This window comes from Bacteroidota bacterium (assembly GCA_016715425.1).
Taxonomy (GTDB): Bacteria; Bacteroidota; Bacteroidia; order Chitinophagales; family BACL12; genus JADKAC01.
Genome location: JADKAC010000001.1, coordinates 392,821 through 418,959, shown reverse-complemented (window position 1 = coordinate 418,959; position 26,139 = coordinate 392,821). Strand labels below are relative to the sequence as shown.

30 protein-coding genes and 2 pseudogenes are annotated in these 26,139 nt (G+C 33.5%); 12 read left to right on the top strand and 20 right to left on the bottom strand.

The annotated features are described in order from the left end of the window. Window positions 1–73: 73 nt before the first annotated feature. Window positions 74–214, top strand: coding sequence for a hypothetical protein (locus tag IPN31_01835; GenBank protein MBK8680654.1), 141 nt, complete (start codon window positions 74–76; stop codon window positions 212–214). 852 nt (window positions 215–1,066) lie between these two features. After that, window positions 1,067–2,100, top strand: a pseudogene (locus IPN31_01830) (response regulator). 16 nt (window positions 2,101–2,116) lie between these two features. Here the strand turns inward: IPN31_01830 and IPN31_01825 are convergent. The 13 genes and pseudogenes from IPN31_01825 to IPN31_01765 form a co-directional block, all read right to left on the bottom strand. Beyond that, a pseudogene (locus IPN31_01825) lies at window positions 2,117–2,646 on the bottom strand (hypothetical protein). 21 nt (window positions 2,647–2,667) lie between these two features. Then, on the bottom strand, window positions 2,668–2,880 hold the full coding sequence (locus tag IPN31_01820) for a hypothetical protein (protein MBK8680653.1): 213 nt from the start codon (window positions 2,878–2,880) through the stop codon (window positions 2,668–2,670). Beyond that, the gene (locus IPN31_01815) at window positions 2,852–3,205 is read right to left on the bottom strand and encodes a glycosyltransferase (protein ID MBK8680652.1); all 354 of its coding nucleotides are present in this window, start codon (window positions 3,203–3,205) and stop codon (window positions 2,852–2,854) included. The genes IPN31_01820 and IPN31_01815 overlap by 29 nt, the downstream gene beginning before the upstream one ends. A 2-nt stretch (window positions 3,206–3,207) precedes the next feature. Further along, window positions 3,208–3,393, bottom strand: coding sequence for a hypothetical protein (locus IPN31_01810; GenBank protein MBK8680651.1), 186 nt, complete (start codon window positions 3,391–3,393; stop codon window positions 3,208–3,210). A gap of 172 nt (window positions 3,394–3,565) precedes the next feature. Continuing rightward, window positions 3,566–3,796 carry a hypothetical protein gene (locus IPN31_01805; GenBank protein ID MBK8680650.1) on the bottom strand — a complete coding sequence of 77 codons (231 nt, stop codon included), beginning with the start codon at window positions 3,794–3,796 and terminating at the stop codon, window positions 3,566–3,568. A gap of 67 nt (window positions 3,797–3,863) precedes the next feature. Continuing rightward, window positions 3,864–4,142: a T9SS type A sorting domain-containing protein gene (locus tag IPN31_01800; protein MBK8680649.1), complete on the bottom strand. Its 279-nt coding sequence runs from the start codon at window positions 4,140–4,142 to the stop codon at window positions 3,864–3,866. Window positions 4,143–4,145: 3 nt separating this feature from the next. After that, window positions 4,146–4,427 carry a hypothetical protein gene (locus tag IPN31_01795; GenBank protein MBK8680648.1) on the bottom strand — a complete coding sequence of 94 codons (282 nt, stop codon included), beginning with the start codon at window positions 4,425–4,427 and terminating at the stop codon, window positions 4,146–4,148. Window positions 4,428–4,503: 76 nt separating this feature from the next. Further along, window positions 4,504–4,680 carry a hypothetical protein gene (locus IPN31_01790; protein MBK8680647.1) on the bottom strand — a complete coding sequence of 59 codons (177 nt, stop codon included), beginning with the start codon at window positions 4,678–4,680 and terminating at the stop codon, window positions 4,504–4,506. Window positions 4,681–4,709: 29 nt separating this feature from the next. Continuing rightward, window positions 4,710–5,549, bottom strand: a complete 840-nt coding sequence (locus tag IPN31_01785) for a hypothetical protein (protein MBK8680646.1) — start codon at window positions 5,547–5,549, stop codon at window positions 4,710–4,712. Between the two features lie 811 nt (window positions 5,550–6,360). After that, on the bottom strand, window positions 6,361–6,753 hold the full coding sequence (locus tag IPN31_01780) for a hypothetical protein (GenBank protein ID MBK8680645.1): 393 nt from the start codon (window positions 6,751–6,753) through the stop codon (window positions 6,361–6,363). Between the two features lie 32 nt (window positions 6,754–6,785). Then, complete coding sequence (locus IPN31_01775; GenBank protein ID MBK8680644.1) at window positions 6,786–7,031, bottom strand: histidine kinase; 246 nt, start codon at window positions 7,029–7,031, stop codon at window positions 6,786–6,788. Beyond that, window positions 7,006–8,043: a hypothetical protein gene (locus IPN31_01770; protein ID MBK8680643.1), complete on the bottom strand. Its 1,038-nt coding sequence runs from the start codon at window positions 8,041–8,043 to the stop codon at window positions 7,006–7,008. The genes IPN31_01775 and IPN31_01770 overlap by 26 nt, the downstream gene beginning before the upstream one ends. A 104-nt stretch (window positions 8,044–8,147) precedes the next feature. Then, window positions 8,148–8,810, bottom strand: a complete 663-nt coding sequence (locus IPN31_01765; GenBank protein ID MBK8680642.1) for a nitroreductase family protein — start codon at window positions 8,808–8,810, stop codon at window positions 8,148–8,150. A 177-nt stretch (window positions 8,811–8,987) separates the two neighbouring features. Between IPN31_01765 and IPN31_01760 the strand changes: the two genes are divergently transcribed. From IPN31_01760 to IPN31_01745, 4 genes are all read left to right on the top strand, one after another. Then, a complete protein-coding gene (locus IPN31_01760) occupies window positions 8,988–9,602 on the top strand; it encodes a YigZ family protein (GenBank protein ID MBK8680641.1) in 615 nt (204 codons plus the stop codon). Window positions 9,603–9,871: 269 nt separating this feature from the next. Beyond that, complete coding sequence (locus tag IPN31_01755; GenBank protein MBK8680640.1) at window positions 9,872–10,348, top strand: GNAT family N-acetyltransferase; 477 nt, start codon at window positions 9,872–9,874, stop codon at window positions 10,346–10,348. Between the two features lie 97 nt (window positions 10,349–10,445). Beyond that, window positions 10,446–10,859 (top strand): large-conductance mechanosensitive channel protein MscL, encoded by a 414-nt coding sequence (gene mscL, locus IPN31_01750; protein ID MBK8680639.1) that lies wholly within the window; start codon window positions 10,446–10,448, stop codon window positions 10,857–10,859. 76 nt (window positions 10,860–10,935) lie between these two features. After that, complete coding sequence (locus IPN31_01745) at window positions 10,936–11,889, top strand: DUF3078 domain-containing protein (protein MBK8680638.1); 954 nt, start codon at window positions 10,936–10,938, stop codon at window positions 11,887–11,889. Window positions 11,890–11,900: 11 nt separating this feature from the next. On the opposite strand, the gene IPN31_01740 is transcribed toward IPN31_01745, so the two are convergent. Beyond that, window positions 11,901–12,869, bottom strand: coding sequence for a deoxyhypusine synthase family protein (locus IPN31_01740; protein MBK8680637.1), 969 nt, complete (start codon window positions 12,867–12,869; stop codon window positions 11,901–11,903). 101 nt (window positions 12,870–12,970) lie between these two features. Here IPN31_01740 and IPN31_01735 point away from each other — a divergent pair, with 101 nt between their 5' ends. The 3 genes from IPN31_01735 to IPN31_01725 all read left to right on the top strand — a co-directional run bounded on the left by IPN31_01735 (window position 12,971) and on the right by IPN31_01725 (window position 16,528). Next, window positions 12,971–14,086: an alpha/beta hydrolase gene (locus tag IPN31_01735; protein ID MBK8680636.1), complete on the top strand. Its 1,116-nt coding sequence runs from the start codon at window positions 12,971–12,973 to the stop codon at window positions 14,084–14,086. Between the two features lie 88 nt (window positions 14,087–14,174). Further along, entirely contained in the window at window positions 14,175–15,443 is a 1,269-nt protein-coding gene (locus IPN31_01730; protein ID MBK8680635.1) for a T9SS type A sorting domain-containing protein, read from the top strand. 485 nt (window positions 15,444–15,928) lie between these two features. Next, window positions 15,929–16,528 (top strand): hypothetical protein, encoded by a 600-nt coding sequence (locus IPN31_01725; GenBank protein ID MBK8680634.1) that lies wholly within the window; start codon window positions 15,929–15,931, stop codon window positions 16,526–16,528. Window positions 16,529–16,551: 23 nt separating this feature from the next. Here IPN31_01725 and IPN31_01720 read toward each other — a convergent pair whose 3' ends face one another. The 3 genes from IPN31_01720 to IPN31_01710 all read right to left on the bottom strand — a co-directional run bounded on the left by IPN31_01720 (window position 16,552) and on the right by IPN31_01710 (window position 22,278). Then, on the bottom strand, window positions 16,552–17,832 hold the full coding sequence (locus IPN31_01720) for an acetyl-CoA hydrolase/transferase family protein (GenBank protein MBK8680633.1): 1,281 nt from the start codon (window positions 17,830–17,832) through the stop codon (window positions 16,552–16,554). Between the two features lie 22 nt (window positions 17,833–17,854). Then, window positions 17,855–20,749, bottom strand: a complete 2,895-nt coding sequence (gene gcvP, locus IPN31_01715; GenBank protein MBK8680632.1) for an aminomethyl-transferring glycine dehydrogenase — start codon at window positions 20,747–20,749, stop codon at window positions 17,855–17,857. A 128-nt stretch (window positions 20,750–20,877) separates the two neighbouring features. After that, window positions 20,878–22,278, bottom strand: coding sequence for a hypothetical protein (locus IPN31_01710; GenBank protein MBK8680631.1), 1,401 nt, complete (start codon window positions 22,276–22,278; stop codon window positions 20,878–20,880). A 308-nt stretch (window positions 22,279–22,586) separates the two neighbouring features. Here IPN31_01710 and IPN31_01705 point away from each other — a divergent pair, with 308 nt between their 5' ends. The 3 genes from IPN31_01705 (at window position 22,587) to IPN31_01695 (ending at window position 24,284) form a co-directional block, all read left to right on the top strand. Further along, window positions 22,587–23,090, top strand: coding sequence for a T9SS type A sorting domain-containing protein (locus IPN31_01705; GenBank protein ID MBK8680630.1), 504 nt, complete (start codon window positions 22,587–22,589; stop codon window positions 23,088–23,090). A 247-nt stretch (window positions 23,091–23,337) separates the two neighbouring features. Next, complete coding sequence (locus IPN31_01700) at window positions 23,338–23,595, top strand: hypothetical protein (GenBank protein MBK8680629.1); 258 nt, start codon at window positions 23,338–23,340, stop codon at window positions 23,593–23,595. Window positions 23,596–23,657: 62 nt separating this feature from the next. Further along, window positions 23,658–24,284, top strand: coding sequence for a carboxypeptidase-like regulatory domain-containing protein (locus tag IPN31_01695; protein MBK8680628.1), 627 nt, complete (start codon window positions 23,658–23,660; stop codon window positions 24,282–24,284). Between the two features lie 2 nt (window positions 24,285–24,286). On the opposite strand, the gene IPN31_01690 is transcribed toward IPN31_01695, so the two are convergent. Genes IPN31_01690 through IPN31_01680 form a run of 3 tightly spaced genes read right to left on the bottom strand, consistent with a single transcriptional unit; the run spans window position 24,287 to window position 26,139 of the window. Continuing rightward, window positions 24,287–24,877: a peptide deformylase gene (locus tag IPN31_01690; protein ID MBK8680627.1), complete on the bottom strand. Its 591-nt coding sequence runs from the start codon at window positions 24,875–24,877 to the stop codon at window positions 24,287–24,289. Between the two features lies 1 nt (window position 24,878). After that, window positions 24,879–25,289, bottom strand: a complete 411-nt coding sequence (gene ruvX / locus IPN31_01685) for a Holliday junction resolvase RuvX (GenBank protein ID MBK8680626.1) — start codon at window positions 25,287–25,289, stop codon at window positions 24,879–24,881. Between the two features lies 1 nt (window position 25,290). Beyond that, the gene (locus tag IPN31_01680; protein ID MBK8680625.1) at window positions 25,291–26,139 is read right to left on the bottom strand and encodes a UbiA family prenyltransferase; all 849 of its coding nucleotides are present in this window, start codon (window positions 26,137–26,139) and stop codon (window positions 25,291–25,293) included.

Genomic DNA, 26,139 nt, shown 5'->3' with positions numbered 1-26,139 from the left:
AAGAAAGGTAATTATGAGGAAGTAAAAAATCATTGCAAATGATATCGAATCAAATGAAGAAAAATAAATCATCATGGTAAGCGAGCTTGATGCATTCAGAAAGGAATGTTGCAACATTCAAGAAGTAGCACAGGGGCAAAAAGAGCCTACAGATATTAATGCATTGTGTGATGAATATTTACTGACTTCAATAATGGTTGAGAGTAAAAGATAAAAACTTTAACGCTAAGCAATGAAAACAGATTTTGATCTGAAATTGAAAATAAATGTGATCCCTCAGATATCGGAAGAGTAATTTTGAACTTACTTACCAATGCATTTTATGCTGTGGTATGAAACGCGAAGCTGAAAGTCCCGATCGAACTATTGGTGTTGAAAGGAAAAATCCCCATTAATTCGGAGTACTGATTACGAACCAACAGTATCGGTGACTTCAGGTTGAAAGATAAACGGAAATGTAGTTCCACATAAAAGTAAGTGATAATGGAAATGGAATCCCTCAAAAAGTATTAGATAAAATATTTCAACCATTCTTTCACAACCAAACCCACAGGACAAGGAACAGGATTGGGATTGAGTTTGAGTTATGATATTATAACAAAAGGACATGGCGGAGAATTGTTAGTGGAGACAAAAAAGAAGGAGAGGTTCAAAATTTATTATTATTTTACAGGTTTAAATTTTATATATGAAGTAATCCTAGTAGTAGATGAGATGAGCATGATATTCAAGTACTATTTGAACAACGATTTCGTAAGGAAATAAAAAATGGTGAAATGGAATTTTGCGTTTGCTTTTTCGGGAGAAGAAGCCTTTGAGCTATTGGGAGAATTGCATCAAGAAGCCGTTTTGATATTATTCAGATATTAATATGCCGGGAATGAGCGGCTTGGAATTGTTGGAAAAATAAAACCAAATATCGCGAACCGCCACCGGTGGTGATGATGATTACTGCTTATGGTGATGCTGAAAACTTCTAAATATTGCAAAACGGTTAGGTGCTGATGATTTTTAACCAAGCCTGGTGACTTTTTTGCATTAAAAAAAAACTTAAATCCAGATTAGTATGACAAAAATTTTAGTTGCAGATGATGAACTTGATCTTCAGGTTTTAATCAAACAAAATTCCGTCAGAAAATACGGGATCATCAATATGAATTTGTATTTGCTTTAAACGGTAAAATGTCTTTAATTAAAATGTCCGAAAATCCCGATATTGATATTGTACTTAGGATATTAATATGCCTGAAATGGATGGACTTTCTATTGACAAAAACTCAGTGGATGCGACCACGGTTGAAAAACAGTTATGGTTTCCTGCTTATGGCGATATGGAGAATATTCGTACTGCCATGAATCGTGGTGCTTTTGATTTTGTAACCAAGCCGGTAAATTTTGAAGACCTTTCACTCACCATAGAAAACAATTATTCACGTGCGACAAATGCAGCAAACGCTTCAAGCTATTAAGGAAAATAATATTCTAAAAATGTATGTAGATGAAAATGTACCTACATTCATGGAAAATAAAGAGTTTGAAAATTCACTTACAGATAATGAAACCATAGAAGCAACAGTTGCATTTATAGATATATGCAGTTTCACCAATATTAGTGAATCTGCCAAAACCGGATGTAGTTGTGAAATTGCTGAATAATTATTTTGATGTAATGTGAAAGGAAATAATTGCGCAAAATGGTTATATAGATAAATTTATTGGCGATGCAATTATGGCTGTATTCCGTGGCGATTTTCATTTAGATCGTGCGATTGATGCCTGCCTTGCAGTACGTGAAAAAATTAATGCATTACCTGCTTTATCAGAAATTGATTCCTATAAACCGCAAGTGTCCATTGGCATTAATAGTGGAGAATGATTTCGGGAAATATCGGTTCGGCAAATCTCAAACGTTTGGATTATACAGTAATCGGCGACTCAGTGATACATCTCAGCGATTGCAATCAATCGCTGAACCGGAAATATTATCATCAGTGAATCTTCTTATGAAAAGTAAAACAATCCTTCAATTGTGTAAAAGTGGGTGAAGTAAGTTTAAAACATAAAGCAAATCCAGTAACTATTTATAACGTTATCAGCTAACTGATTTATCGAGAAATTATTCTTTAGATTTTTCTCCTTCAAAATAATCTGCTTTCAATTTGAATAAGACATTAAATGTGGTAAGGCTACCATAAATTCTGGTGATGTATTGTTGTTGCATTTCCACTTTCTCTGCATCGGTAAATTTGGGATGGGCATTTATTTTTTGTTCCATTACTCGCAAGCGATCACGCAACATTACTATCTTATGAAAAATGTTTCTATAGGAATTTCTTTATTCGCTAGATTCTTATCAAAAGGGTTGTAAAATCAAATTACCTTTCTCCCATTTATCTGCAATATGAATCACCTCAGTTACATCACTCCATGTTTGCAAATTTTCATTAATGCATCTTCTGCTTCATTAAAACTTTCAGAATATTCTTGTGCAATAGCTTCAATAATTTCCATCTCTTCCGAACGTGAAATATTTTTCATACCTGCATCAAAAAAACAAATTTCCTATAGGCGTTTGTGCACATGTACGATTACACCAACACCAAGATTACTGTGTTTAATACGGGAACCTACACCTAAATTTTCCATACAAAAATATTTGTTGCTAAGTTAAGCTGAAATGCGTTGTTGTTCTGAATTGACTTTTCTGAATACAGTATTCCATTGATCAGCTAAATCAGTTCCTGTAAATTTCTTGACTTGCCTTCTGCCTTTTTCAATCATCGTATTTCTTAAATCAGGATCGCTATGTACCTGCATAATTGCATCTGCAATACTCTTTGCGTCATAAGGATCAAAATAGACTGCAGCATCGCCCGCCACTTCCAAGCATTGATGAAATATTGCTTGTGATTACCGGCACTCCACACACCATACTTTCCAAAAACAGGTATTCCAAATCCCTCGCAATAAGAAGGATAAATAGTGCATTCTGCAAGATGATAAATTGGAGGTAAATCTGCATTAGGACATTGGTAAGAAATACAAACCATTGTTCAAGATTATTTATTCTTATAAAATCCTTTACCTGCTTTTCATATGCTTTTCCTTTTCCAATTACTACAACAGGTATTCTATCTGCTTCCGGAATTAACAAAAATGCCTTACATACATTCAACAAATTTTTTCTTTCAATTACCGAACCCACATTTAAAATAAATTTCTCCGCAAAGCATACTTGTCTTTAACTGTTTGTATTTGAAATCTGTTTAGATTCTGAAAATAAGAAGCATCACAACTTTGATAGATCACAGAAATTCTATCCGGAGAAATATTATAGTATTCAATAATATCCTGTTTTGTTGTTTCACTTGCTTGGCTAAATATGCGATGCATTTTGCAAGCATATTTGGATTAAAATTATAAACTACTCTATCAAATAACGGGTATTGATTTGGATATCTTTTAAATATAATATCATGCATCAACACTATAGATGGCATGTCAATATTTTTTAAAGTAAATGGAATTTCATTGAGGGTCCCAAAAAGATCAATTTGTTTTTTTATTAAATCCTTTGCAATTCCTCTGCTGCGCCACAAGCCTTTGAATGCGCCTGTATATTTAAACACTTCGAATTACCTCGTATATGCGGATTTATTTTAATGCCATTAGTAAATAACACATAATCATGTTCCGGATGATGGTCTATCAACATCTGAATTAATGTGCGATTACCGTTGCCTAAACCTGTGGCATTATGAAAATACGTTTTGCATCTATCCCTATACGCATGCAACAATTTAAATTTAATGAGAAGGCAATTTTATAACAATGTTCTTAAAATTGCATTAAAATCTATTGAATTATAAATTTCCCTTGACTGGAAATTTGTTCGCTTTTAATTTATAAATATACATACCGGAAGGAAGCTCCTCTTTAGTAATTATAAATTCATCATCGGAAGTGGTAGGATATTCCCGCAATAATCTTCCGGTAAAATCATACAGGTATAATGAAAAATCTGTATGCAGATAATTATTAAAACTAAACACAGATTGTTCGGTTATCGGATGCGGATATATATTGATATTTAATAAGTCAGTACTATATACTAAATCGTTAATGCTGTGAGTGTATAACATGCATCATTTTAATGCTACTACTTCATGATAGTCTTCATTAATTGCTGTAGTTACATAATCAATGCAAATAGTAGTAGGATAGATTGTAGTGAAATATATTCTGAATAAGGGCAGTGGTGTAATATTTTTGATAAAGCCTTGCTCATTATAACCCAATCCGATAATTTCTTTATCACTGTGTTGAATTTGAAAATCACTTGTTTCAATAGATGGTGCAAGCTTTTCTATTGAATCAATTATAAGTCCATCTAAGGATAATTGAAATCCTAAAATATCCGCAGTCATATTTTTGCATAGATATCAATATATTCTTCTGCTGTATTTATTTCTCCAATATTGAAAGTTACTGTATCACTAGTATTTAAAATCCGTAAGGCATATTGCATAAATTAATAATATGCGTAACACCAACTTCCTGCCAAGCACAACCATCAACAATTGCCGCATGATAAACATCTATATCACCATCACCATTTGCATCATTACAAGAAGCTGCAATAATCGTATTTGATAAAATTCTTTCTATATATTCATCCACATCCACAGCAGTTCTGGCAGTATCTGCATTTAAATCACCAACTCGTGCAAAGCCATTACATTCGCCATTACAATCATATTTTGCCGAACCAAAATTTCACCATAACAATCATAATAGGGTGCACAGCTATCCACCCTTGTAACTGTTGGCATATCACCCGGCGCATCTCTTTCAAGATTGATACATACGCTAGTCCAATTATTAGAGAGATTTATTTCTGTATTGCCATCTGCATCCGGATTATTCAGCCAGTTAACTCTTGCAACCAATGTATAATTACCATCAGGAATATCAGTTAAATCGACCCATTGACAACTGGTACCTCGACCATAAATATCATAACATCCGGCGGAGATTCCCATATTGCCTCCACCATATTTTGGAGTACCATCAAAACAACCGACATCCATAACTGCATACCCATTTTTATGTCCTGAAGGAATTTCATTTCCAAACTCATCATACAAAATATATTCACCATAATCAGCATAATGCCAATGACCATGACACGGACTATAAATAAATCCCGGAGCGCCATCACCCGGTGAACCAAGATGATAATCCACATCTCCTATATTATCGATCTTCACACCAAATTTTAAAACATAACGAGTACCTACACCTGTAACACAAGCCTCTTCAAAAGCACAATCATCCCAATCTGCATTATACGATTCAATGCTAAAATCTGAACTGAAGTATGGTAATCCATCAAAATATGTTGAGTCAAGAGTTAAGTCAGGACCAAGCGGACAATCCGGATCGCCGGGATAAATACAAGAGCCATCATCAATAACTGCAAGTGGAGAATAATTACATGATAAGGATCTGTACAACCAGAAGGTGGACCTATATAAGTTATCTGCCAATTAATTTCGGAACCCTCACAAGAAGTTTCTATATCACCGATACGGATATAATATTCTTTTTCCGTTTCAAATATTCCACTGATAAAAGATTGTTCATCACACCAATCATCATTGTAATAAGTAGTTCCTTCTGCAAACTCAGAAGGTATTAATCCTGCACAATGATCATACACCCAAATTTGTGTATTGCAAGTATTTTCTAAATCGCAAGTAGTTATTTGATAAGTCCCAAATTCTTCAGGTATAAATTTATACCATGTATTCGGAGCAGATGCGGTATATGTTCCTGTTGTAACATCAAATGCAGAGCTACAAGAAGTGCCCGGAGGACAGCCCATATCTATTGAAGTAGAATAATCAAAGTCGCCGGTAAATGTTGCGAGTAGTGCACCATCATAAAATAATTCAACTCCATGTGGTGTATAAATTCCATCACCATAACTATCGTACAAATGAAATGTATAACACGTGCCTTCTGCAACACATAAGCTATCACTTTCAGCATCGCCCTCTGCTATAATAACTCCATCGGCATCCGTAATAGCCCAGGATGTTTCTGCAGGCCAAGAATCCGGATCAATTAAAATAACAACACCTACTTCACCAGCATCGCAGGAAATAGCATGCACATTATTTATATTTAAACATAACAGCGTAATCAGTGAGAGATGTAAAAGAGGAGTAGAAGTTTTCATTGTTACAAGTTTGAAGTTTGAAGTTATTCAATATTTTATTTCAATTGAAAATATTATTGTTAAAAAGGAGAATAGATTGACAATAAAATCTGATTACTAAAAGCAGTTGCTTTTCATTATTTAGAAAATTCATTTTTTATTTTGCTCAACTGTTTTCTTACATTCTTAATATTATTGGCTGCATTTCCAATAAATATATTTTCACCAATTACAACTACAGGTCGTTTTAAAAATGTGTAATCTTCAAGAATATAATTCCGGTAATCCATTTCAGAAAGTTGTTGATTTTTAAGATTCAATTCTGTATACTTTCTTGCAACTAGGCTGAACAAAGGTGCATAACCTCCTGCCCTATTTGCTAAAAAATCAATTTGTGCTGGTGTAATTTTTTCAGTTTTAATATCCTGAAATCGAAATGGATATTTTGCAATTTCCAATTCCTTCATAATTCTGCGACACGTATCACATGTAGATAAATAATAAAATTCGAAGGAATTGATTACAGCCATTCAGTAAAAATAAACACCAAAATTTAAAATTATTATTTGGCTAAAGTAAAACGGAAGGTACTTCCCTCTTGTGGAAATGAAACAACATCGATTTCACCACTATGTTTCTCAACAATTTTTTTGCAGATGGATAGGCCCAATCCTGACCCTTTATATTCGGCTGACGAATGTAAGCGTGAGAAGAATTGGAAAATTTTATCGTGAAAAGATTTATCTATTCCAATTACATTATCGGTGACACCAAATTCCCATTTATTTTTTAAATCTTTTACTTCTATAAAAAATCATAGGTGCGGCACCACCCTTAAATTTTACAGCATTTTCAATCAGGTTTTGAAATAATCTTACAATTTCTTTTTGATATCCTTTCATATCACCGGGCAAATCATTATAGAAAACAATGGCATCATTTTCCTCTATACTCACTTTGATATTCCGCATCACTTCTTCCAGCATTATTTCACCATTAAACTCACTCATCGGTTCTTCAATATAATCTAATCGTGAATAAGCAAGCAAATCTTTTATCATGTTATGCATGCGTTCTGCTCCATCCTTTGCATACTCCAGATATTCTTTTCCTTCATTATCAATGATAGATCCATATCGCCTGAAAAACAATCCAATATAATTAGAAATGGTGCGCAATGGTTCCTGTAAATCATGTGAAGCAGAATATGCAAATTGTTTCAATTCATCATTGGAACGAATCAGTTTATCATTGATATTTTTTAATTGGCGTGATTGATCAATATTTAAATCTTGATAACTATTATCCTTTGCTATCGCATTATTTACAACTTGAAATTTTGCCAGCGCACCAGCCGCTATACTGCATATTGCCCGAACCAATTCTTTATCTCCACTGGCAATTTCAATATTGCCACTATCACCCGCAATTATACATGCATACGGAAATTCATCTGCCCCGGCAGGAATCACTAAATAGGAACCGGAAGTCATTGGTTCTGATTCAAAGAATCCTGATCTATCATGTCTGATGATTTTGCAAACATCTTTTTTTATACGCTCAAAAGCATCGGTTGATTTCAGATATACCGGAAAATCTATAATACCATTTGAATATTTTGAACGGGTTATTAGTGACCGGCGAATATATACTCCGTCCTTTTGTTCCTGAGAAAATACCATGCAATATTCCAAGCCTATACTGTCAATTATAAAATTGCCAATAACCTGACAGGTTTCGTCAAAGGTGGTAGTATTAGAAATGTTGCGTGCAAACAGCCCTACAGATTCCCAGTTGATGTTTATTCCTAAAGAGGTCATTGTTACGAGAAGCGAATTTAGAAACTATGATGAAGTGCGCAAGTAAAAGACTGCATGATTCAAATTTTTATTCTTACTTTCTTCTCCACTCTGTGACAACATTTTTAATACGTTATCATCACACTTTCCATTTTTTTTCTTTGAATATCAGGCACTGTAGTTTCAGGATGTGGTTTACCAACAGGTATTAATAAATATGGACTTTCATTTTCAGGTCGCTTCAATAATTCTTTCAGAAAATTCATCGGACTTGGTGTATGTGTAAGTGCAATTAATCCCGCATTATGAATTGCCGCCAACAACATTCCGCAGGAGAGTCCCACAGATTCGCTTACATAATAATTATTCTTTTTACGTCCATCCACTATTTCATAATTACGTTTAAAAACCACGATTAATACAGGCGCAATTTCCAAAAATTCTTTATGCCAATCCGTACCTAATGGAGCAAGATCCTCTAACCAATCGGCAGGCATGCGCCTATCATAACTTTCTTTTTCTTCTTTCTCGGCAGCCATTCGAATTGCATGTTTTAATTCTTGATTCGTAACGATACAATAAGTCCAGGGTTGTTTATTTGCACCTGATGGAGCAGTGGATGCTGTCATAATAATATTATTAATTACTTCATCAGGAATGGGGTCGCTGCTAAACATTCTCACCGATCTTCTCTTCTGCATAAATGCATAAAAAGTTTTGCTTCTCTCCTCCATTTCTTTATTGGAGTATGTTGCATGATGATAGGAGATAAATGGATATTTCTTCATTGCTTGATTTGTTTTCTATTAGTGAAATTACTTGTTCGGAACGAGTAGTTAATAGTTAATGGTGAGTAGTGAGTGAAAAAATAAATCGGTAATGAAATTAATAGTTAGTTTTTGTCAATAGTCAATGGTAAATAGTCATTGTCAATAGTCTATAGGCAAAGAATTAGTTTTGGTGAAATGCAATTATCCAATCAATATAGAACCATCAATACTAATTCAGAAGGAAGTTATTCAGAATTGTCTAGTAAGTTTCTTGCATTTGCTTATCCCATTAATTCTGAAAGTGATATTAATACCTATAAAACTCAATTAAAAAAATTACATCATAAAGCAGTGCATATTGTGTTTGCTTATCGCTTGGGTATAAATAATGAAATAGAAAAAAGCAGCGATGATGGTGAGCCTGCAGGTTCGTCTGGCTTACCTGTTCTTAATGTATTGCGCAGTCATCAACTCACCAATATTGCGATTTGTGTTGTACGTTATTATGGTGGAAAAAAATTAGGTATCCCCGGACTTATTCGTGCATATAAAACAGCAGCCGAAAATGCAATTGAAAATAATACAGTAATTATTAAAGATATTTTTCATCACTATTCCGTTTCTGTTGAAGAGCAATATTTTAATAATCTCATTCATGCACTCAACCAAATGGGTGCATCTGTTTTTGAAATAGAATATGGTACTCAATGTAATTTCAATATTCGAATTAAGGCAGAACAAAAAGAAAATTTGGAAACTTTAATTGAAAAATTTTGGCAGGCAGAATTGACTATGGTGAAGGGTGAATAAGCAATAAACAATAGGCAATTAACAATTAGCAATTGTAAAGCGTAAATGGTAAATGAAAAAAAAATTAATGAGTAATCAATAATGAGTGATAGGTGATGAGTATTTTGTCAATGGTCTATGTCAATAGTCAATGTTAACTGTCAATTTAGATTAAGTCCAGATTCGCTATACAATACCCTCGTTTTATTCACAGTTAATATCAAATTATCAACAAACCTAGAAAAAGAAAAATGTGTTTGATAAAATTGAATTGTAATTACAAAAACCTTATGAAAAATTTATTGTGGAAGATCCGGAGTTTTCATCAAATGAATGTATTTGAACTGAATGCAATCTTCCGTTTACGACAGGAAGTGTTTGTGGTAGAGCAGAATTGTGCTTATTTGGATGCGGATGGAAAGGATCAGTTTAGCGAACATATTTTTGGTGTAGATGATGATGGAAGAGTGCTTGCTTATTGTCGCATTGTGCAACCAAGTGTTACAGTCCCCGATGTTTCCATCGGCAGAATTGCAACACATACAGACGTGCGTGGAACAGGATTGGGAAAAATATTGATGGAAAAAGCAATGGCGTTTATTGACGACCGTTACGGAAAAGTTTCAATCCGTTTAGAAGCCCAACAATACCTGTTAAGGTTTTATGAAAATTATGGCTTTGTTGTGAATAGCGATACTTATCTTTTGGATGGAATTGAACATGTAGAAATGTTGCGCAACGTTGAAAAGGTTATGATCAATTTTTAAATAAACAAATTGACGCTTGATGTGTTTCCTTCTTCTTAAAAGTTTATAAAGAATATTTATCCTGAATCAAATTAATTTAAACTAAAACTGAAATTTTATGGGAATGTTGAAAGAATTTAAGGAGTTTGCCATGAAAGGCAACCTTGTAGATATTGCTGTGGGCTTTGTAATGGGCGCCGCTTTTGCAAAAGTTACCACTACATTTATTAATGGTATCGTAATGCCTCCAATCGGAATGATTCAAGGCAAAGATATGTCAGATTGGAAATATGTAATTAAAGATGCCACAATGGATGCGGAAGGAAAAGTAGCAAATGCAGAAGTTGCTATTCAATACGGAACATTTATTTCAACAGCCATTGAATTTATAATTATTGCCTTTGTAATGTTCATGGTTATCAAAGGAATTAATTCAATGAAGAAAAAAGTAGAAGCCGTACCTGCTGCACCACCAGCGCCAACTTCATCTGAAGTGTTACTTATGGAAATCAGAGATTTACTAAAAAAATAAACTGCTTTTATATTATTTACAATTAATTCCATGAATTACGATTTATGGAATTTTTTTTTAATTCAAAAAACAAACTATGAAAAAAATAATTTTTATTCTCGCTGTATTTTCATTTTCTATTGCAAATACATTTTCACAAATAGATACTATCTGGACAGTTGGCGGATTATCTACTTTAACCTTTAATCAAAACAGTTTAACCAACTGGGCATCTGGTGGTGAAAATTCATTTTCCGGAAATGCATTTATTAATTTATATGCGAATTATAATTTCGAAAAATCATCGTGGGATAATATGATCATGCTGAATTACGGTGTGGTTACTGCAAATGATAATCAGGATATCAGAAAAAATAATGACCGTATGGAACTTAACTCCAAATATGGCAGATATGCGTTTGGTAAATTTTATTATGCAGGTTTGGTAAACTTTCTTTCGCAATTCAGACCGGGATATGATTACATTGTGGATCCAGAAGCAACCACTCCAATTTCAGACTTTTTGGCCCCGGGATATCTCACATTATCGGCTGGTTTAGATTATAAACCCACCGAATATTTTTCACTTTATCTCTCGCCTGCAACCGGAAAATTTACATTTGTTATGGATCCCTATATCGCTGCATTGGGTACTTACGGAAATACTCCAGGTGTAATTGATTCTTTGGGAAATATTGTAACAGATGGTGATAGCTTTCGCAGTGAATTTGGTGCTTCGTTAATTGCTACCCTTAGTGTTGATCTTGCACCAAAATTCAATACCACTGGTAAACTTACTTTGTTCAATAATTTTACTGATCCTATTAAAAAAAATCGAGGAAATATTGATGTGAATTTTTATAATACATTTTCCTATGCCCTTGGAAAATTATTTACCCTCTCTTTATACCTAGAAGTAATTTATGATCATGATATAATTATTCCAATTTATAATGACGCTAATGTTCAAATTGATGAAGGACCCAGAACACAATTCAAAGAAATATTCGGTATTGGATTAAGCTATACTATTGGTGATAAATTAGAATAATCAATATTTTTTTACCAACCTAATAACCATGCGAAAATAAGTGGTGCTACAATGGTGGCATCGCTTTCGATTATAAATTTCGGTGTATTGATATCTAATTTCCCCCATGTAATTTTTTCATTGGGTACTGCTCCTGAATAAGAACCATAAGAAGTGGTTGAATCACTAATCTGACAGAAATAACTCCAGAACGGTACATCATGCCATTCCAAATCCTGATACATCATCGGCACAACACAAATAGGAAAATCACCTGCAATACCACCACCAATCTGGAAAAATCCAACTCCTTTACCTGCTGAATTACTTCTATACCATTCAGTTAAAAACATCATGTATTCAATACCTGATTTCATAGTGGAAGGATTCAATTCACCTTTGATACAATAAGAAGCAAAAATATTTCCCATCGTACTATCTTCCCAGCCTGGAACTATGATCGGAATATTTTTTTCTGCTGCTGCAAGCATCCAACTATTTTTTTTATCAATTTCATAATCATTTTCCATCACACCACTCAACAATAATTTATACATATATTCATGAGGAAAATATCTCTCACCTGCTGTTTGTGCATCTTTCCATATCTTATGAATATGTTTTTGAATTTTTCTAAATGCTTCTTCTTCAGGAATGCAAGTATCCGTTACTCTATTCAAACCTTTTTCCAATAAAGCCCATTCATCTTGCGGTGTTAAATCACGCCAATTAGGGACACGTTCATAATGCGTATGCGCCACAAGATTCATAATATCTTCTTCAAGATTTGCACCGGTACATGATATGATATCTACTTTCCCCTGACGAATAATTTCTGCCAGTGAAATTCCAAGTTCAGCAGTACTCATTGCACCGGCAAGTGTAATCATCATCTTCCCACCTTCATTCAAATGTGTTTCATATCCTTTAGCTGCATCCATTAAAGCGGCTGAATTGAAATGACGATAATGATGTTGCATGAATTGTGATATAGGTCCCATAATTTTTCTTTGTTATGCCCACAAAGTAAATGATTATTTCATAGATACTTATTTCAACTTTATTATTTAATATGTAGATTAGATGTTGTAAATCCAACAATATGAAATCAACTACGACTCGCCATTACATTTTTAGCAATCGCAATTATGCATGGCAATTTGAAAAAGAAGTATTCTTAGATGATTGGGATACTCAGGAAGTGTATAATACAAGATTTGCATTTTTTAATTGTGCCGACAATTCTGTTGAAATAATTCCTGAATTAAAAAATGAAGATGAAATTTCTAAAAATAAAACGCAGGTGCAATATTCCCGCTTAGGTTCTATTGAAAAATTAAAAGGATCACAACGTTTTTTTGCTGAATTATATCAGGATATTAAAACAGAATATGAATCGGGAAATACAACACAAAATCAAACTTTAATTTTTCTCTTCGGATTTTGGGTATCTCAAGCCAAGGCAATTGATTTTTTAAAACAAATGCATGAGAAATATATAACTGATCCTAACAGTCCTTTTAAACGCATTATCATGTATAATTGGCCAAGCCAAACCGGAAAGATATTACCCGAAAAAATTGGAATGGTTAATTGGAATCAAACTTTAGAAAGAACAAAAGCATGTGGTAATATTCTCTCTAATTTTTATGAAAAGCTATGGCGTTTTGGTGAGCAATATGTAAAAAAAGAGGATGCGGATTTCTATAAAAATGTGTATCAAAAAAATTTCAGCATCATGACACAGTCAATGGGTAATCAGGTGTTCGGATATTTTGTAAAAAAGATTACCAGATATAAAAAAGCAAAGCTCCCGAAATTTCAACAAGCATTTATGATGGCACCCGATTTAGATAATGATGTATTTGAACCAGAATGTATTTTGGAAAACGTAGATAGAATTGCAGAAAAAGTATTTGTGTTTTACAGAATGGATGATTCCGCACTTTCACTTTCACGATTTTTATTTGCAATGAAAGACCGATTAGGTACAACAGGATTGCACAAGAAAAAAATGAAAGTTGGAATTATTATTCCGGTGAATGCAAATAATTTACATGATCTTAAATTAAAAGAAAAAGGAGATGATCATCGGTATTTTATTACAAGTAATTCACAAATTCCAAGCAGTATAAAACAATTTGCGATGGTGAATGATTTAAATGCATTTGCAGGATTAACCTACAATAATTCTAAAGCAGAGTTGGAGATAACGTAAACAATTAGTCATAATATATCAGTCAATTAAAGTGATGATAGGTTTACAAATAATCTGAGATTATATTTACATTTGATAAAGCATTATTATGAAAAAGAAAATAACAAACCTCAATACAATGCTGATTGGTTATTCTGCATTAAGTGTATCTTTTTTATTAATTGCTCAGAAATCTGATGCACAAATCATTTACACAGATATAGATCCGGATGAAATGCTATTGCCATATTATGATGATGGTTTTGATATGGATATAAATGGCGATGGAACCAACGATTTCCATTTTCAAGTGTATAGTTGGGGTTTTACTGCCTATGCAGGATATGAGTATTTCGCTGCTATTCAACCTTTGGGAAGCAATGCGGCAGGATATATTTTGGACAGTTCATTTCGAGAATGTTCTTCATATTTAAATGTGCAGAAAGTAGCACCTGTACTCAATGCAGAAGATACCATAAGCGCAGATATGCAGTTTGCAAATGAAGAAATAATATTTGCATCAGTTTCACAAGATGATTACCCTTGTTATGGTAGTGGTCAGATGCTGGGATCATGGGTAAATAAATCTGAAAAATTTTGCGCCATCAAATTTAAAATTGATAGTGAATATCATTACGGCTGGATACGCATGAGTATGAATGAATTTTATGAAATAACAATTCACGATTATGCTTATGAATCATTACCTGATGTACCTATAATTGCGGGCAGAACTACTGGAACAATTGCTGAGGCTACCGGTAAAGTTTCGGATGTTTTACTTTCAGATATTTCGGACAACTTAAATGTAACTGATTTACAAGTGAATTTTACAAAAGCAGAAGAAGAATCTGCCATTGATGCTTATCATGTTTTTATTTCTCCAACAAACGAAAGTGCATATTTTACAACAGAATTTGCTTTGGCTTTACCAGAGGATAGATTTACTTCTATTTTGCCTACCGGTGAAAATATAACTGCAAATTTTACTGAAGATGTAAAAGACATTTTTGGATTTGATATTGTTCCCGGAGTTATTTATTATGCAGGTGTGTTAAGTTATAACCATTTTGCAACTTACCCTATGAGTGTTTCAGATGTTTCAAATGGTGTTGAATTGAATTTACCTGTTTCTATACAATCACTTCAATCGTCAGCAAATATTTATTATGCCGATGCTCAACTTCATGTGCATTCTTACGACTTATTTAGAGATACAAATCTTTCAATTTATGATATTGCCGGTAAGAAAGTATTTACAAAAACAATTACTCAAAAGGATGAATTAATTGATATAAATATTCCGACAGGTATTTACACAATCACAATGCAATCACCTACAAATTTTATATCCGGAAAATTATTTTGCGGAAAATAAATAGTTTAAATACAAGTACAACATTTTCCTTACACGGATTTACCGAAGAGTAATTAAATTTTTTATTCTCCACGGTTGGCGTCCAATCCGTAAAAGATTTTCCGGATTAAATAGGTATGTAACAGATTAAATTTTGAAAATTTAAATGCTGGGTTAATTATTAAATCCAGTAGTAAAAAAATAGCGATTAGAATTTTTAATTAATAAATCGGATTGGCCGACAACCGTGGAGAATAAACTTCATTCGCTCTTTTTCCTTCCCGCCATGTTCCCCCAACGTGCCAGCAGATTCCTCAAAACATAGCCTTGTGCGTTAGCCTTTGAGAACCTGACTATCCTTAATAAAATTTTATTTTTCTTTTTATTAAATCACACATTATAATCGCAAATATTAAAATAAAACCTATTCACTCTTTTCTTTACCTTAAAATAAATTCGCTTTTTATTTTTTCCTGCATTAACTTAGATAATCCAAAAAAAGATGCATGCAATTTAAATACTCTATATTTTTATTTATTTGCAGCATAGTTTTCATTTTAGCTGCTTGTGATTTGAATTATACACCTGAACCTTATACCGGAGTAAGCGGGATTGTGAGAGATAAAACAACAGGCGAATGTATTCCAAATGCCACAATTTATTTATTAGAAAGCGGTGACTCCCCAGGTGCTGGATATTATTATAAGGATTCCTTAGTAACTGATGTGTATGGAAATTTTGAGTTTGAATTCGAAAAAATAATTGGATATGGTTATGCCCTGCTAGCAAATAAGGAACATTATATAGAAAGCACTGGACTTACCTTTATACAATATGGTGAAATTAAAGATGTGCTATTAAGTCCTGAAGGATATATAAAATTGCATGTTCAAAATATTTTACCTTCAGAACCTTGGGATCAATTAGGAATTAATGGTCCATTTACTGCTCATTTTTATGGGAATGAAATAGATTCTCTAATGACCTTTCAAATTAATGGAAATACTAATATTGTAATTTACTGGGGATTAAATGGTGTTGCGGTAAATACAGATACTATTTATTGCCCAGCATTTGACACAACTTATTACGAATTACTTTACTAACTTTTAATTGAACCCAATTCTATTTATACAAAAATTTTGAATCGCTCATAACAAGATTTATGTAACAACTCTCTATCCTCCGGATGTGCAATTTCGATTAATGCTTTTGCCCGCTGTCGTAAATTTTTCCCGAATAAAAATGCAACACCATACTCCGTAACTATATAGCGCACATGCGCACGAGTGGTAACTACACCGGCACCGGGTTTAAGTATCGGCACAATACGTGAAATACCTTTTTTCGTTCTTGATGAAAGTGCGATAATAGGTTTACCTCCTACACTTAATGCAGCACCACGAATAAAATCCATTTGTCCGCCCACACCTGAATATTGATATGTACCAATTGAATCAGAAACTACTTGTCCGGTAAGATCTACCTCTATACAACTATTAATTGCACATACTTTTGGATTTAATTTTATCACTGCAGGTTCATTCACATAATCAATATCCATAAATGCAAACCCCGGATTATCATGCACGTAATCATATAACTTTTTTGTACCAAGAGCAAAACCGGTTACAGTTCTGTTTGGCTCTATCACTTTAAATTTATTATTCACAACATCACTTTCAAATAAGGGTATTAATCCATCCGAAAACATTTCAGTATGTACACCCAAATTTTTATGATTGGTAAGACATCGCAATACAGCTTCCGGTATCGATCCGATTCCCATTTGTAAAGTGCTGCCATCATCAATTAATTCTGCAATATATTTTCCTATCAATGCATCACTCTCCAAAATCTCTTCTCCAAATGTTATTTCAAGTAAAGGTGATTCTATCCAAACCATTTTATGAAAGCGTGTAGAATGAATTAAACTATCACCATGTGTGCGAGGAACATTCGGATTTACTTGTGCAATTACAAGCTTAGCTGTATTTACTGCAGTGCGTGCAATATCTACTGATACACCCAACGAACAATAGCCGTGTTTATCGGGCGGAGAAACCTGCACTATTGCAACATCCAAATCCAGAATTTTTTGTTTAAACAACTCCGGAATTTCACTTAAAAAAACAGGAATATAATCTGCTCTTCCTTCATTCACTGCATTGCGGAGCGTTCCTGAAACAAACATGGAATTTAAATCGAATGCTTCTTCAAATTCCGGTTTATCCAACATGATATCGCCGTATAAACTTATGAAGACAAGTTGCACATGACGAAGTTCATCTTTCCGTTCCGCAAGCTTATGTAGCATAACAATTGGTGTTTGCGCACTGCCTTGAATAAACACAGTATCACCTGAATGAATACATTGCAATGCTTCTTCAGCACTTACATAATTAGGAATTGGATTCATAAAATATTTTTATTTACACATTTACTTCTTCTGCCACTATATAATCTTCCATTGGTGGACACACACAAATTAAATTGCGATCACCATGTGTATTATTTATTCTTGCAACACTGGGCCAGAATTTTCTATCACGCACATACGGTGCAGGAAATGCAGCTTTATCTCTTGTGTAAGGATGACTCCAGGAATCACTTGTAATATCATTTAAAATATGCGGTGCATTTTTCAAAACATTATTCACTTGATCTGCTTTTCCATTTTCAATCTCTTCAATTTCCGCACGGATAGAAAGCATTGCTTCCACAAATCTGTCTAACTCTTCTTTGCTTTCACTCTCTGTTGGTTCAATCATTAATGTGCCTGCAACCGGAAAAGAAACAGTGGGTGCATGAAATGCATAATCCATTAATCGCTTTGCAATATCTTCTACTTCAAGATGAATACTGTTTTTCCATTTTCTGAAATCAATAATAAATTCATGTGCTACTTTACCATATTCACCGGAATACAACACATCATATTGTTTTTCTAAACATGCTTTTAAATAATTCGCATTTAGGATTGCAAACTTCGTTGCATTTGTACAACCATCAGCTCCCAACATTTTTATATATGCATAAGAAATCAATAAAATACTTGCACTTCCAAATGGTGCACTATTCACCGAATTAATTCCTTTTTCACCACCGGTTTCCACAAATGAATGTTTGGGTAAAAACGGTTTTAATTTTTCGTTTACACAAATAGGTCCCATGCCCGGACCGCCGCCGCCATGAGGAATTGCAAATGTTTTATGCAAATTCAAATGACAAACATCGGCACCAATTTTTGCAGGACTGGTCAAACCCACTTGTGCATTCATATTTGCACCATCCATATAAACTAATCCGCCATTCTCATGAATAATATTACATATCTCGGTGATAGCTTCTTCATACACTCCATAAGTAGAAGGATAAGTAACCATTAAACAGGAAAGATCATTTTTATGTAGCTGTGCTTTATTTTTTAAATCTTCAATATCAATAATTCCTAAAGCATCATTTTTAATAACAACTACTTTCATTCCTGCCATTACTGCGCTCGCCGGATTTGTTCCATGAGCAGAAGCCGGAATTAAAACTACTTTGCGGTGCGAATCACCTTTATCAATATGATAAGCACGAATTACCATTAAGCCTGCAAACTCGCCTTGCGCACCTGAATTCGGTTGTAATGAACATGCATCAAATCTTGTGATCTCACATAAATCTTTTTCAAGCTCAGTTAATATTTCATAGTAGCCTTTCACCTGATCTTTTGGAACAAACGGATGCATAGCACTGAACTCCGGCCATGTAATCGGAAACAATTCCGTAGCAGCATTTAATTTCATTGTACAGGATCCCAATGGAATCATGGATGTAGTTAATGAAAGATCTTTATTTTCCAATCGTTTAATATACCGCATCATTTCACTTTCGCTGTGATATAAATTAAAGATAGGATGTGATAAAAAATCATCTTCTCTGAGCAGATTATTTTGCAGTGATGAGGTTACATTTTTTGTATCAGGAGATTGACCATTGCTTTTGCCTGATGCATTTGCAAATACATTAATAATATCTGTTACGTCCTGCAAATTTGAAGTTTCATCAAGCGCTATTGAAATATTATTTTCTCCATAAAAGAAATTCATTTCTGCATCAAGTGCTTGTTTTTTAATCGCATCTATTTTTCCTGATGCTTCAATAGTGATTGTATCAAAAAAGGATTCATTCAAAATTTTATAGCCTAATTTTTCCAATCCATTTTTCAATAAACAAGTTAAGCCATGCACTTGGGTTGCAATATTTTTAATACCTTCTTCACCATGATATACGGCATACATTCCCGCCATAATTGCAAGCAATGCTTGTGCAGTACAAATGTTTGAAGTTGCTTTTTCTCTGCGAATATGTTGCTCACGAGTTTGCAATGCCATACGCAACGCATTGTTACCGTACTTGTCAATGGAAACACCAATTATTCTTCCGGGAATATCTCTTTTAAATTCATCTTTAGTTGCAAAATATGCGGCATGCGGACCACCAAATCCCATAGGTACACCCAAGCGTTGTGTATTTCCTACAGCACAATCAGCACCTAAAGTTCCGGGAGATTTTAATAATGCAAGTGCTAAAATATCCGCAGCCATTGTTACATAAATTTCATGGGTATGTGCTGTTTTAATAAAATCAGAATAATCATATACTGCACCTTCTGCATTTGGATATTGCAATAAAACACCAAAGAAAGTATTGTCTAATTGTATTGATTTAAAATCACCAAATACAAGTTCAATTCCAAGTGGTGCAGCTTTTGTTTTCAGCACATCAATCGTTTGCGGAAAGCACTTATTATCAACAAAGAATTTTGGTGAAGCAAAATCCTTATTGTTTTTGTGATAAAAAAACATATCCATTGCTTCTGCTGCCGCCGTTCCTTCATCCAACAAAGAAGCATTTGCAATTTCCAAACCTGTAAGCCCTGCAACCACAGTTTGAAAATTTAATAATGCCTCTAACCTTCCTTGCGCAATCTCTGCCTGATAAGGAGTGTACTGTGTGTACCAACCCGGATTTTCCAAAATATTTCTTCTGATAACTGAAGGTACAATTGTATTGTAATATCCCATGCCGATATAACTCCTGAACACTTTATTCTTCGCAGCGATTTTGCGCAGGTTAGCGAGATATTCATATTCAGTTAATGGAGCATCCAATTCCAGATTTCGGTTAAGACGAATATGTTCAGGAATAGTTTGATCTATCAGTTGATCAATGCTGTCATTGCCAATCTTTTTCAGCATTTCTGGAATATCATTTCCTCTTGGTCCGATATGTCTGGACTCGAAAGTATCTTTTGAAGTAAACCTCAGTTTTAGCATAATAAATAATATTATTTTAATGATTTAATTTCTGTTGCAAAGGTAAATAACCGCTTCTACAATCTTCTGTGAAACGGATAGTTAATTAATGATATAAATCACTGAAAAATTCAGGAATAGAATGCAGATTATCGCCAACTTTCACTAAGCTTAATTGCTCTTTCTTCAGCTTGTGCCAGCTTTTTTTTCAACCAGATAATATCGGCAACCGGTTTGGTGTGTTCTATTTCATCTGCTAATTTCTTAATATCCTTTTTAGGATTTATTTTCCACTTATACAGTTTGCTGATAAGTTTAATAAGATTGTTGTAATTATTTTTTTGAGAATGCGGGATCTGTTTGTTGCGTTTAATATACACTTTGAATGCATCAATTAATGAAAAAAACGGTTCAGTTTCTTCCAACTCGTAATACGTTTTCATCAAAAGAGATTTTGAATCGAGATGATAATACACATCAGAAAATTCAACAGATCTCAGCAAGGTTAATGTTTCATCATAATTATTTAGAAAGAAGTGATAATAAGCCATGTTATAACTCATTGCATTCTTCCGTGTTTTGGGATCCAGTTCTTCATTGTATTTAATAATAAAATTTTTCACCCAGCTATATTCTTCAAGCCGCAATCCGAGATAGACAATATTCTTATAATCCCATTGTGACATATAATTATCTCTGAAAATAATTCTGTTATCCAATATTATTTTATATAAATCAAAAAGCTCCCGTATATATTCCGTAGCGCCATTATTAATTCGTCTGATGCAAAAGTTTTTTGCATACACATACATATCAAACAACTCATCTTTGGAAAAGATATCACGATAATCTTTTAATAATTGTAGTAAAGACAGTAAGTGCAACTTATTATCCGGCTCAGTCAATGTTTGAATTACAGTGTAATAAACCTTTGCTGCGGGCACATCTTCCAAAGGATTATTGCGGAGATGATTCATTATTTCCTCATACAAAAACAGTTTATAATTAATAGCAACCACATTTCTATTATTAAGTATTTCTGCACTGTATCGCATTTTATTTAGAATAAAATATTTGTCAAGACTATCCACCACTTTTTGCAAATTCGATTTTTGCATGTGTTCTTGTTTATCACTCGAAAACCGATACATATCTTCCTCAATCAGATATTCATAAAAACTATGAGAAACATCACGGCGAGGCCAGTCCTCCAAAAGTTTTTGTGCTGTTTTATAAATATTTAAAAAAGGTTTTTCCAATTTGCGTATGCGATATGTGTAAAGCAAAAGATGCAGCTTAAATAGTTCTTCATCTGCAATTGCCCTCACACATAAAAACTCTTCAATCATCTTAGTTAAATCAGTTAACAGATATCGCAGTTTTTGTTCGTTGTAAGTTTCTTCTGGGAATATTTTTGCAAATAAAATATTACGATCTAATTGTGAAGCTTCGAACTTGGGATAAGACTCCTTAATAATTTCAAAGGCTCGGCTCACTTGATAATTTTTATTGTAATAAGGAGAATTTACAAAATCTTCAAATTGTCTCATTTCTCCTGAGGAGAAAGTTTTAAGTATGGAAATCGACTTGTTTTGGTGCATAATAATTACCCGATAAATTTACTCATAGATTAAATGTAGCATCTGATTAGTGGATTTTATAACATATATCGGGATAATTTACTCCATTTTTACAAAATATTAATCCAATATTTGATTGATTATGTGTGTTTTGCAAAGTTTCCAACATTGTATTCACAATCATCACGAACCGATACCAACCTTAATTTGTATTTTATTTTAGTTATCTTACGTCTTAATTTAGTCATAATATTTAACAACCAATAGCCAAAAAGCGTATGAAAAGATTTTTATCAATCGTAATATTTCTGCTTTCAACCGCAATTATTTTTGCACAAGCTAATGTAAGATCCGGAAGCACCACAAATCCTGAAATTGAAAATCTTGGTGGTTTTAAACCTGACATTACCACTTTTACTCCTGATAATGGAAACGTAGGAGGCGCCTTGAATAACACTGAAAATACAGTGAGTGAGCCTCTCCAAATTGAAAATAATTCAGGTGATGCCCGGGGAAATTTTGAGTCAGGATCAATTGAACTGACAAACCTAATTGTCAATATTTATCCAAATCCCGCATCTGATTATATCCTGATTGAATTAGATCAGAAATGCATTGGTAATATTTCAATTCTAAATCTTGTAGGTAATGTTATTGTAAATATGGAGATCAACTCTTTAAATATTCGTATTGATCTTACAGGATTACCTGAGGGAATATATTTCCTAGATATACAAACAGATACAGATCGTGTTGTGAAAAAGATTAAGATCCAGAAATAACGATAGTAAATTTTATAGAAACCGGCTACAATTGCCGGTTTTTTTTTATGCCTAGTTACCGATAAACTGAATTATTTGTCATTAAAAATTCAATTAACATCTTGTTAAACCAACAGTATATAAGGATATGCTTCTTTAGTTCCACAAATCTTTTAAAAAATGTAGCTGATAGCATTACTCAATTGTCTTTTGCAGCGCTATGGATTCACTTTAATTTAGTGGAATCAATTAATAAAAAGCCGCTGTTATGAAAAAATATTATAGTTCACTCGCCATAGTTATTGTAATTGCCGGTCATTTTGTTGCTCGCATTATAATGCAAGATGCATATACTTTTTCTGCTGCTGATTACATTAATATTATGCAAACAGAAACTCCAACATCAAGTATGAATATAAACTCGAATACATTATTGACAGAGTTTAGTGTTTCTTCTTCCATCAATCATAGAAATTCATTTAGTATTTTACCTACTGATGCGTTTTCATCGCAATGGAATCCATAAAAGGTATTTCACAATTACTTTAAACATATTGAATTCCACGTTTCTATAATTAGATTTGCAGAATGCACAAGTTTCTGTTTTTATTTATATTAATGATTGGTATTCGTGTAACAGCACAGGTAAATTCAGAGAAATTAATTCAATTTACCGGTATTGTAATGACGAGCGATAGCCTTATCGGAATTCCTTTTGTAAATATTTATGAGAAAGCAACACTGCGTGGTACCTCTACAAATATTAAAGGCTTTTTCTCCTTTGTAGCACAAGAAGGCGACACCATAATGTTTTCAGCAGTAGGCTTTAAAGAAGATAGTTATGTAATTCCCACCGGCCTTAAAGAGAATAGGTATTCGGTTATACAATTACTCACCAGCGATACTGTTTTTCTTGCCGAAACCATTATTTATCCATGGCCGACACCTAAAGATTTTAAAGAAGCTTTTCTTGCTTACGATGTACCTGATAATTATTATGATATAGCAAGAAAAAATCTGGAGCGTGAACAAATGAAAGAAATGGGGCTTGCAATGGGTTATGATGCAGATGCAAATCAGGATTATTACACAAAGCAAATCGGTAAAGAATTATACTATGCGGGACAAAATCCTCCGTTAACAATTTTCAACGTATTTAACTGGATTGAATTTTTTGAAGCCTGGAAACGTGGCGATTTCAAAAGCAATAAATAATATTATTTAGAAGCGGCAAAACGCATCCTATATTTTACATCCACTTTGCCTTTACGGATATTTTCAAGTTTTCCTTTTAACAGACTCTTTTTTAATGGCGAAACTCTATCCGTTATTAAAATCCCTTGCAGATGATCGTATTCATGTTGAATAATGCGGGCATTCATTCCATCAAACCGTTCTGTTTGTTCTTCAAAATTTTCATTGAAATAACTTATTTCAACAAACTCAGTTCTGGAAATTTTAACTCTGATATCAGGTATACTTAAACAACCTTCTTCATACACCCATGCATCTCCTGTTTCATTTAAAATAGTAGGATTTATAAATACACGTTTAATACCCCGGGTAATTTTATATTTTTCATCATCCTCTTCCATGTCCTCATTTTCTTTCACTAACTGTTCACTGTCCATTACAAATATGCGGATATCAATTCCTACTTGCGGAGCCGCAAGTCCCACTCCTTTCCCATTATACATGGTTTCCCACATATCCTGAATAAACGTTTTAAGTTCAGGATAGTCAGGTGCAATTTCATCAGAAACTTTTTTCAAAACCGGGTTTCCGTAACCTACTATTGGTAATATCATATTATTGGTGTTGCAAATATTCTTGTAAAATTATAACGGCGCTCACTTTATCAATAATGGATTTATCTCTACGCTGTTTTTTTTTCATCCCACTTTCTATCATTGACCTAACAGCCATTTTAGATGTAAAAGTTTCGTCCCAAGTAGTTAACTCAATATCCGGCCATCTTTTTTTTAATCCGGTTATAAATATTTCGACCAAGGGTGTAGCATGCGTTGGCTTTCTGTCAAGTCCTGTGGGGTAACCAACCACTATTTTTTCAACTTGTTCATTTTTAAAGTATGCTGCAAGATATTCAAAAATTTTTTCTGTGGGCACAGTTGTTAAAGCAGTTGCAATAATTTGCAAGGGATCTGTAACTGCGATACCTACACGACGGGCTCCATAATCAATTGCCATTATTCTAGCCATATTAAATAAGCAAATCAGTTATTGTAAATATTCCAAAAATCACACTTGCAATTCCATTGGTTGTAAAAAAAGCTAAATTCACTTTTGAAAGATCATTGGGTTTTACAATGATGTGCTGATAAATTAACATACTAATAAAAATAGCTGCACCAATGAAATATAAAAAACTAAAAGGACCGATTACTCCTGCTATAATTAAAAGTATTGCAGTAATTCCATGCACTATGTTTGAAAGCATAAGCGCATTTTTTTTACCTATTGCTGCAGGTATAGAAAACAATTTATGTGTGTTGTCAAATTCTTCATCTTGCAATGCATAAATAATATCAAATCCACTCACCCAAGTTAACACTGCCATTGAATATAAAATAGGTAATAGATTGAAATGTTCTGTTACTGCTATATAAGCTCCGATTGGTGCAAGCGATAATCCCAACCCTAAAACAAAATGGCATAACCAGGTAAATCTTTTTGTATAACTGTATCCCAGAATAATTAATAAAGCAACTGGTGACAACCACAGACAAAGAGTATTCAGAAATCCCGCACAAACAATAAATGCTATACAATTAAGAATTACAAAAAGCAATACCCGAGAACCTGAAAGAATACCGGCAGGAATTTCTCTGCTTAGTGTGCGCATATTTAATTTATCAATATCACGATCAATATATCGGTTAAAAGCCATTGCCGCACTTCTGCCAAATACCATACATCCTAAAACTAAAATTAAATCCGTCCAATAAAAATCGCCTTTGCCCCAGACAATACCTAACACAAAACCAATCATTGCAAATGGTAATGCGAAAATGGTATGACTGAATTTTATAAGTGAAAGATAATTTTTCAA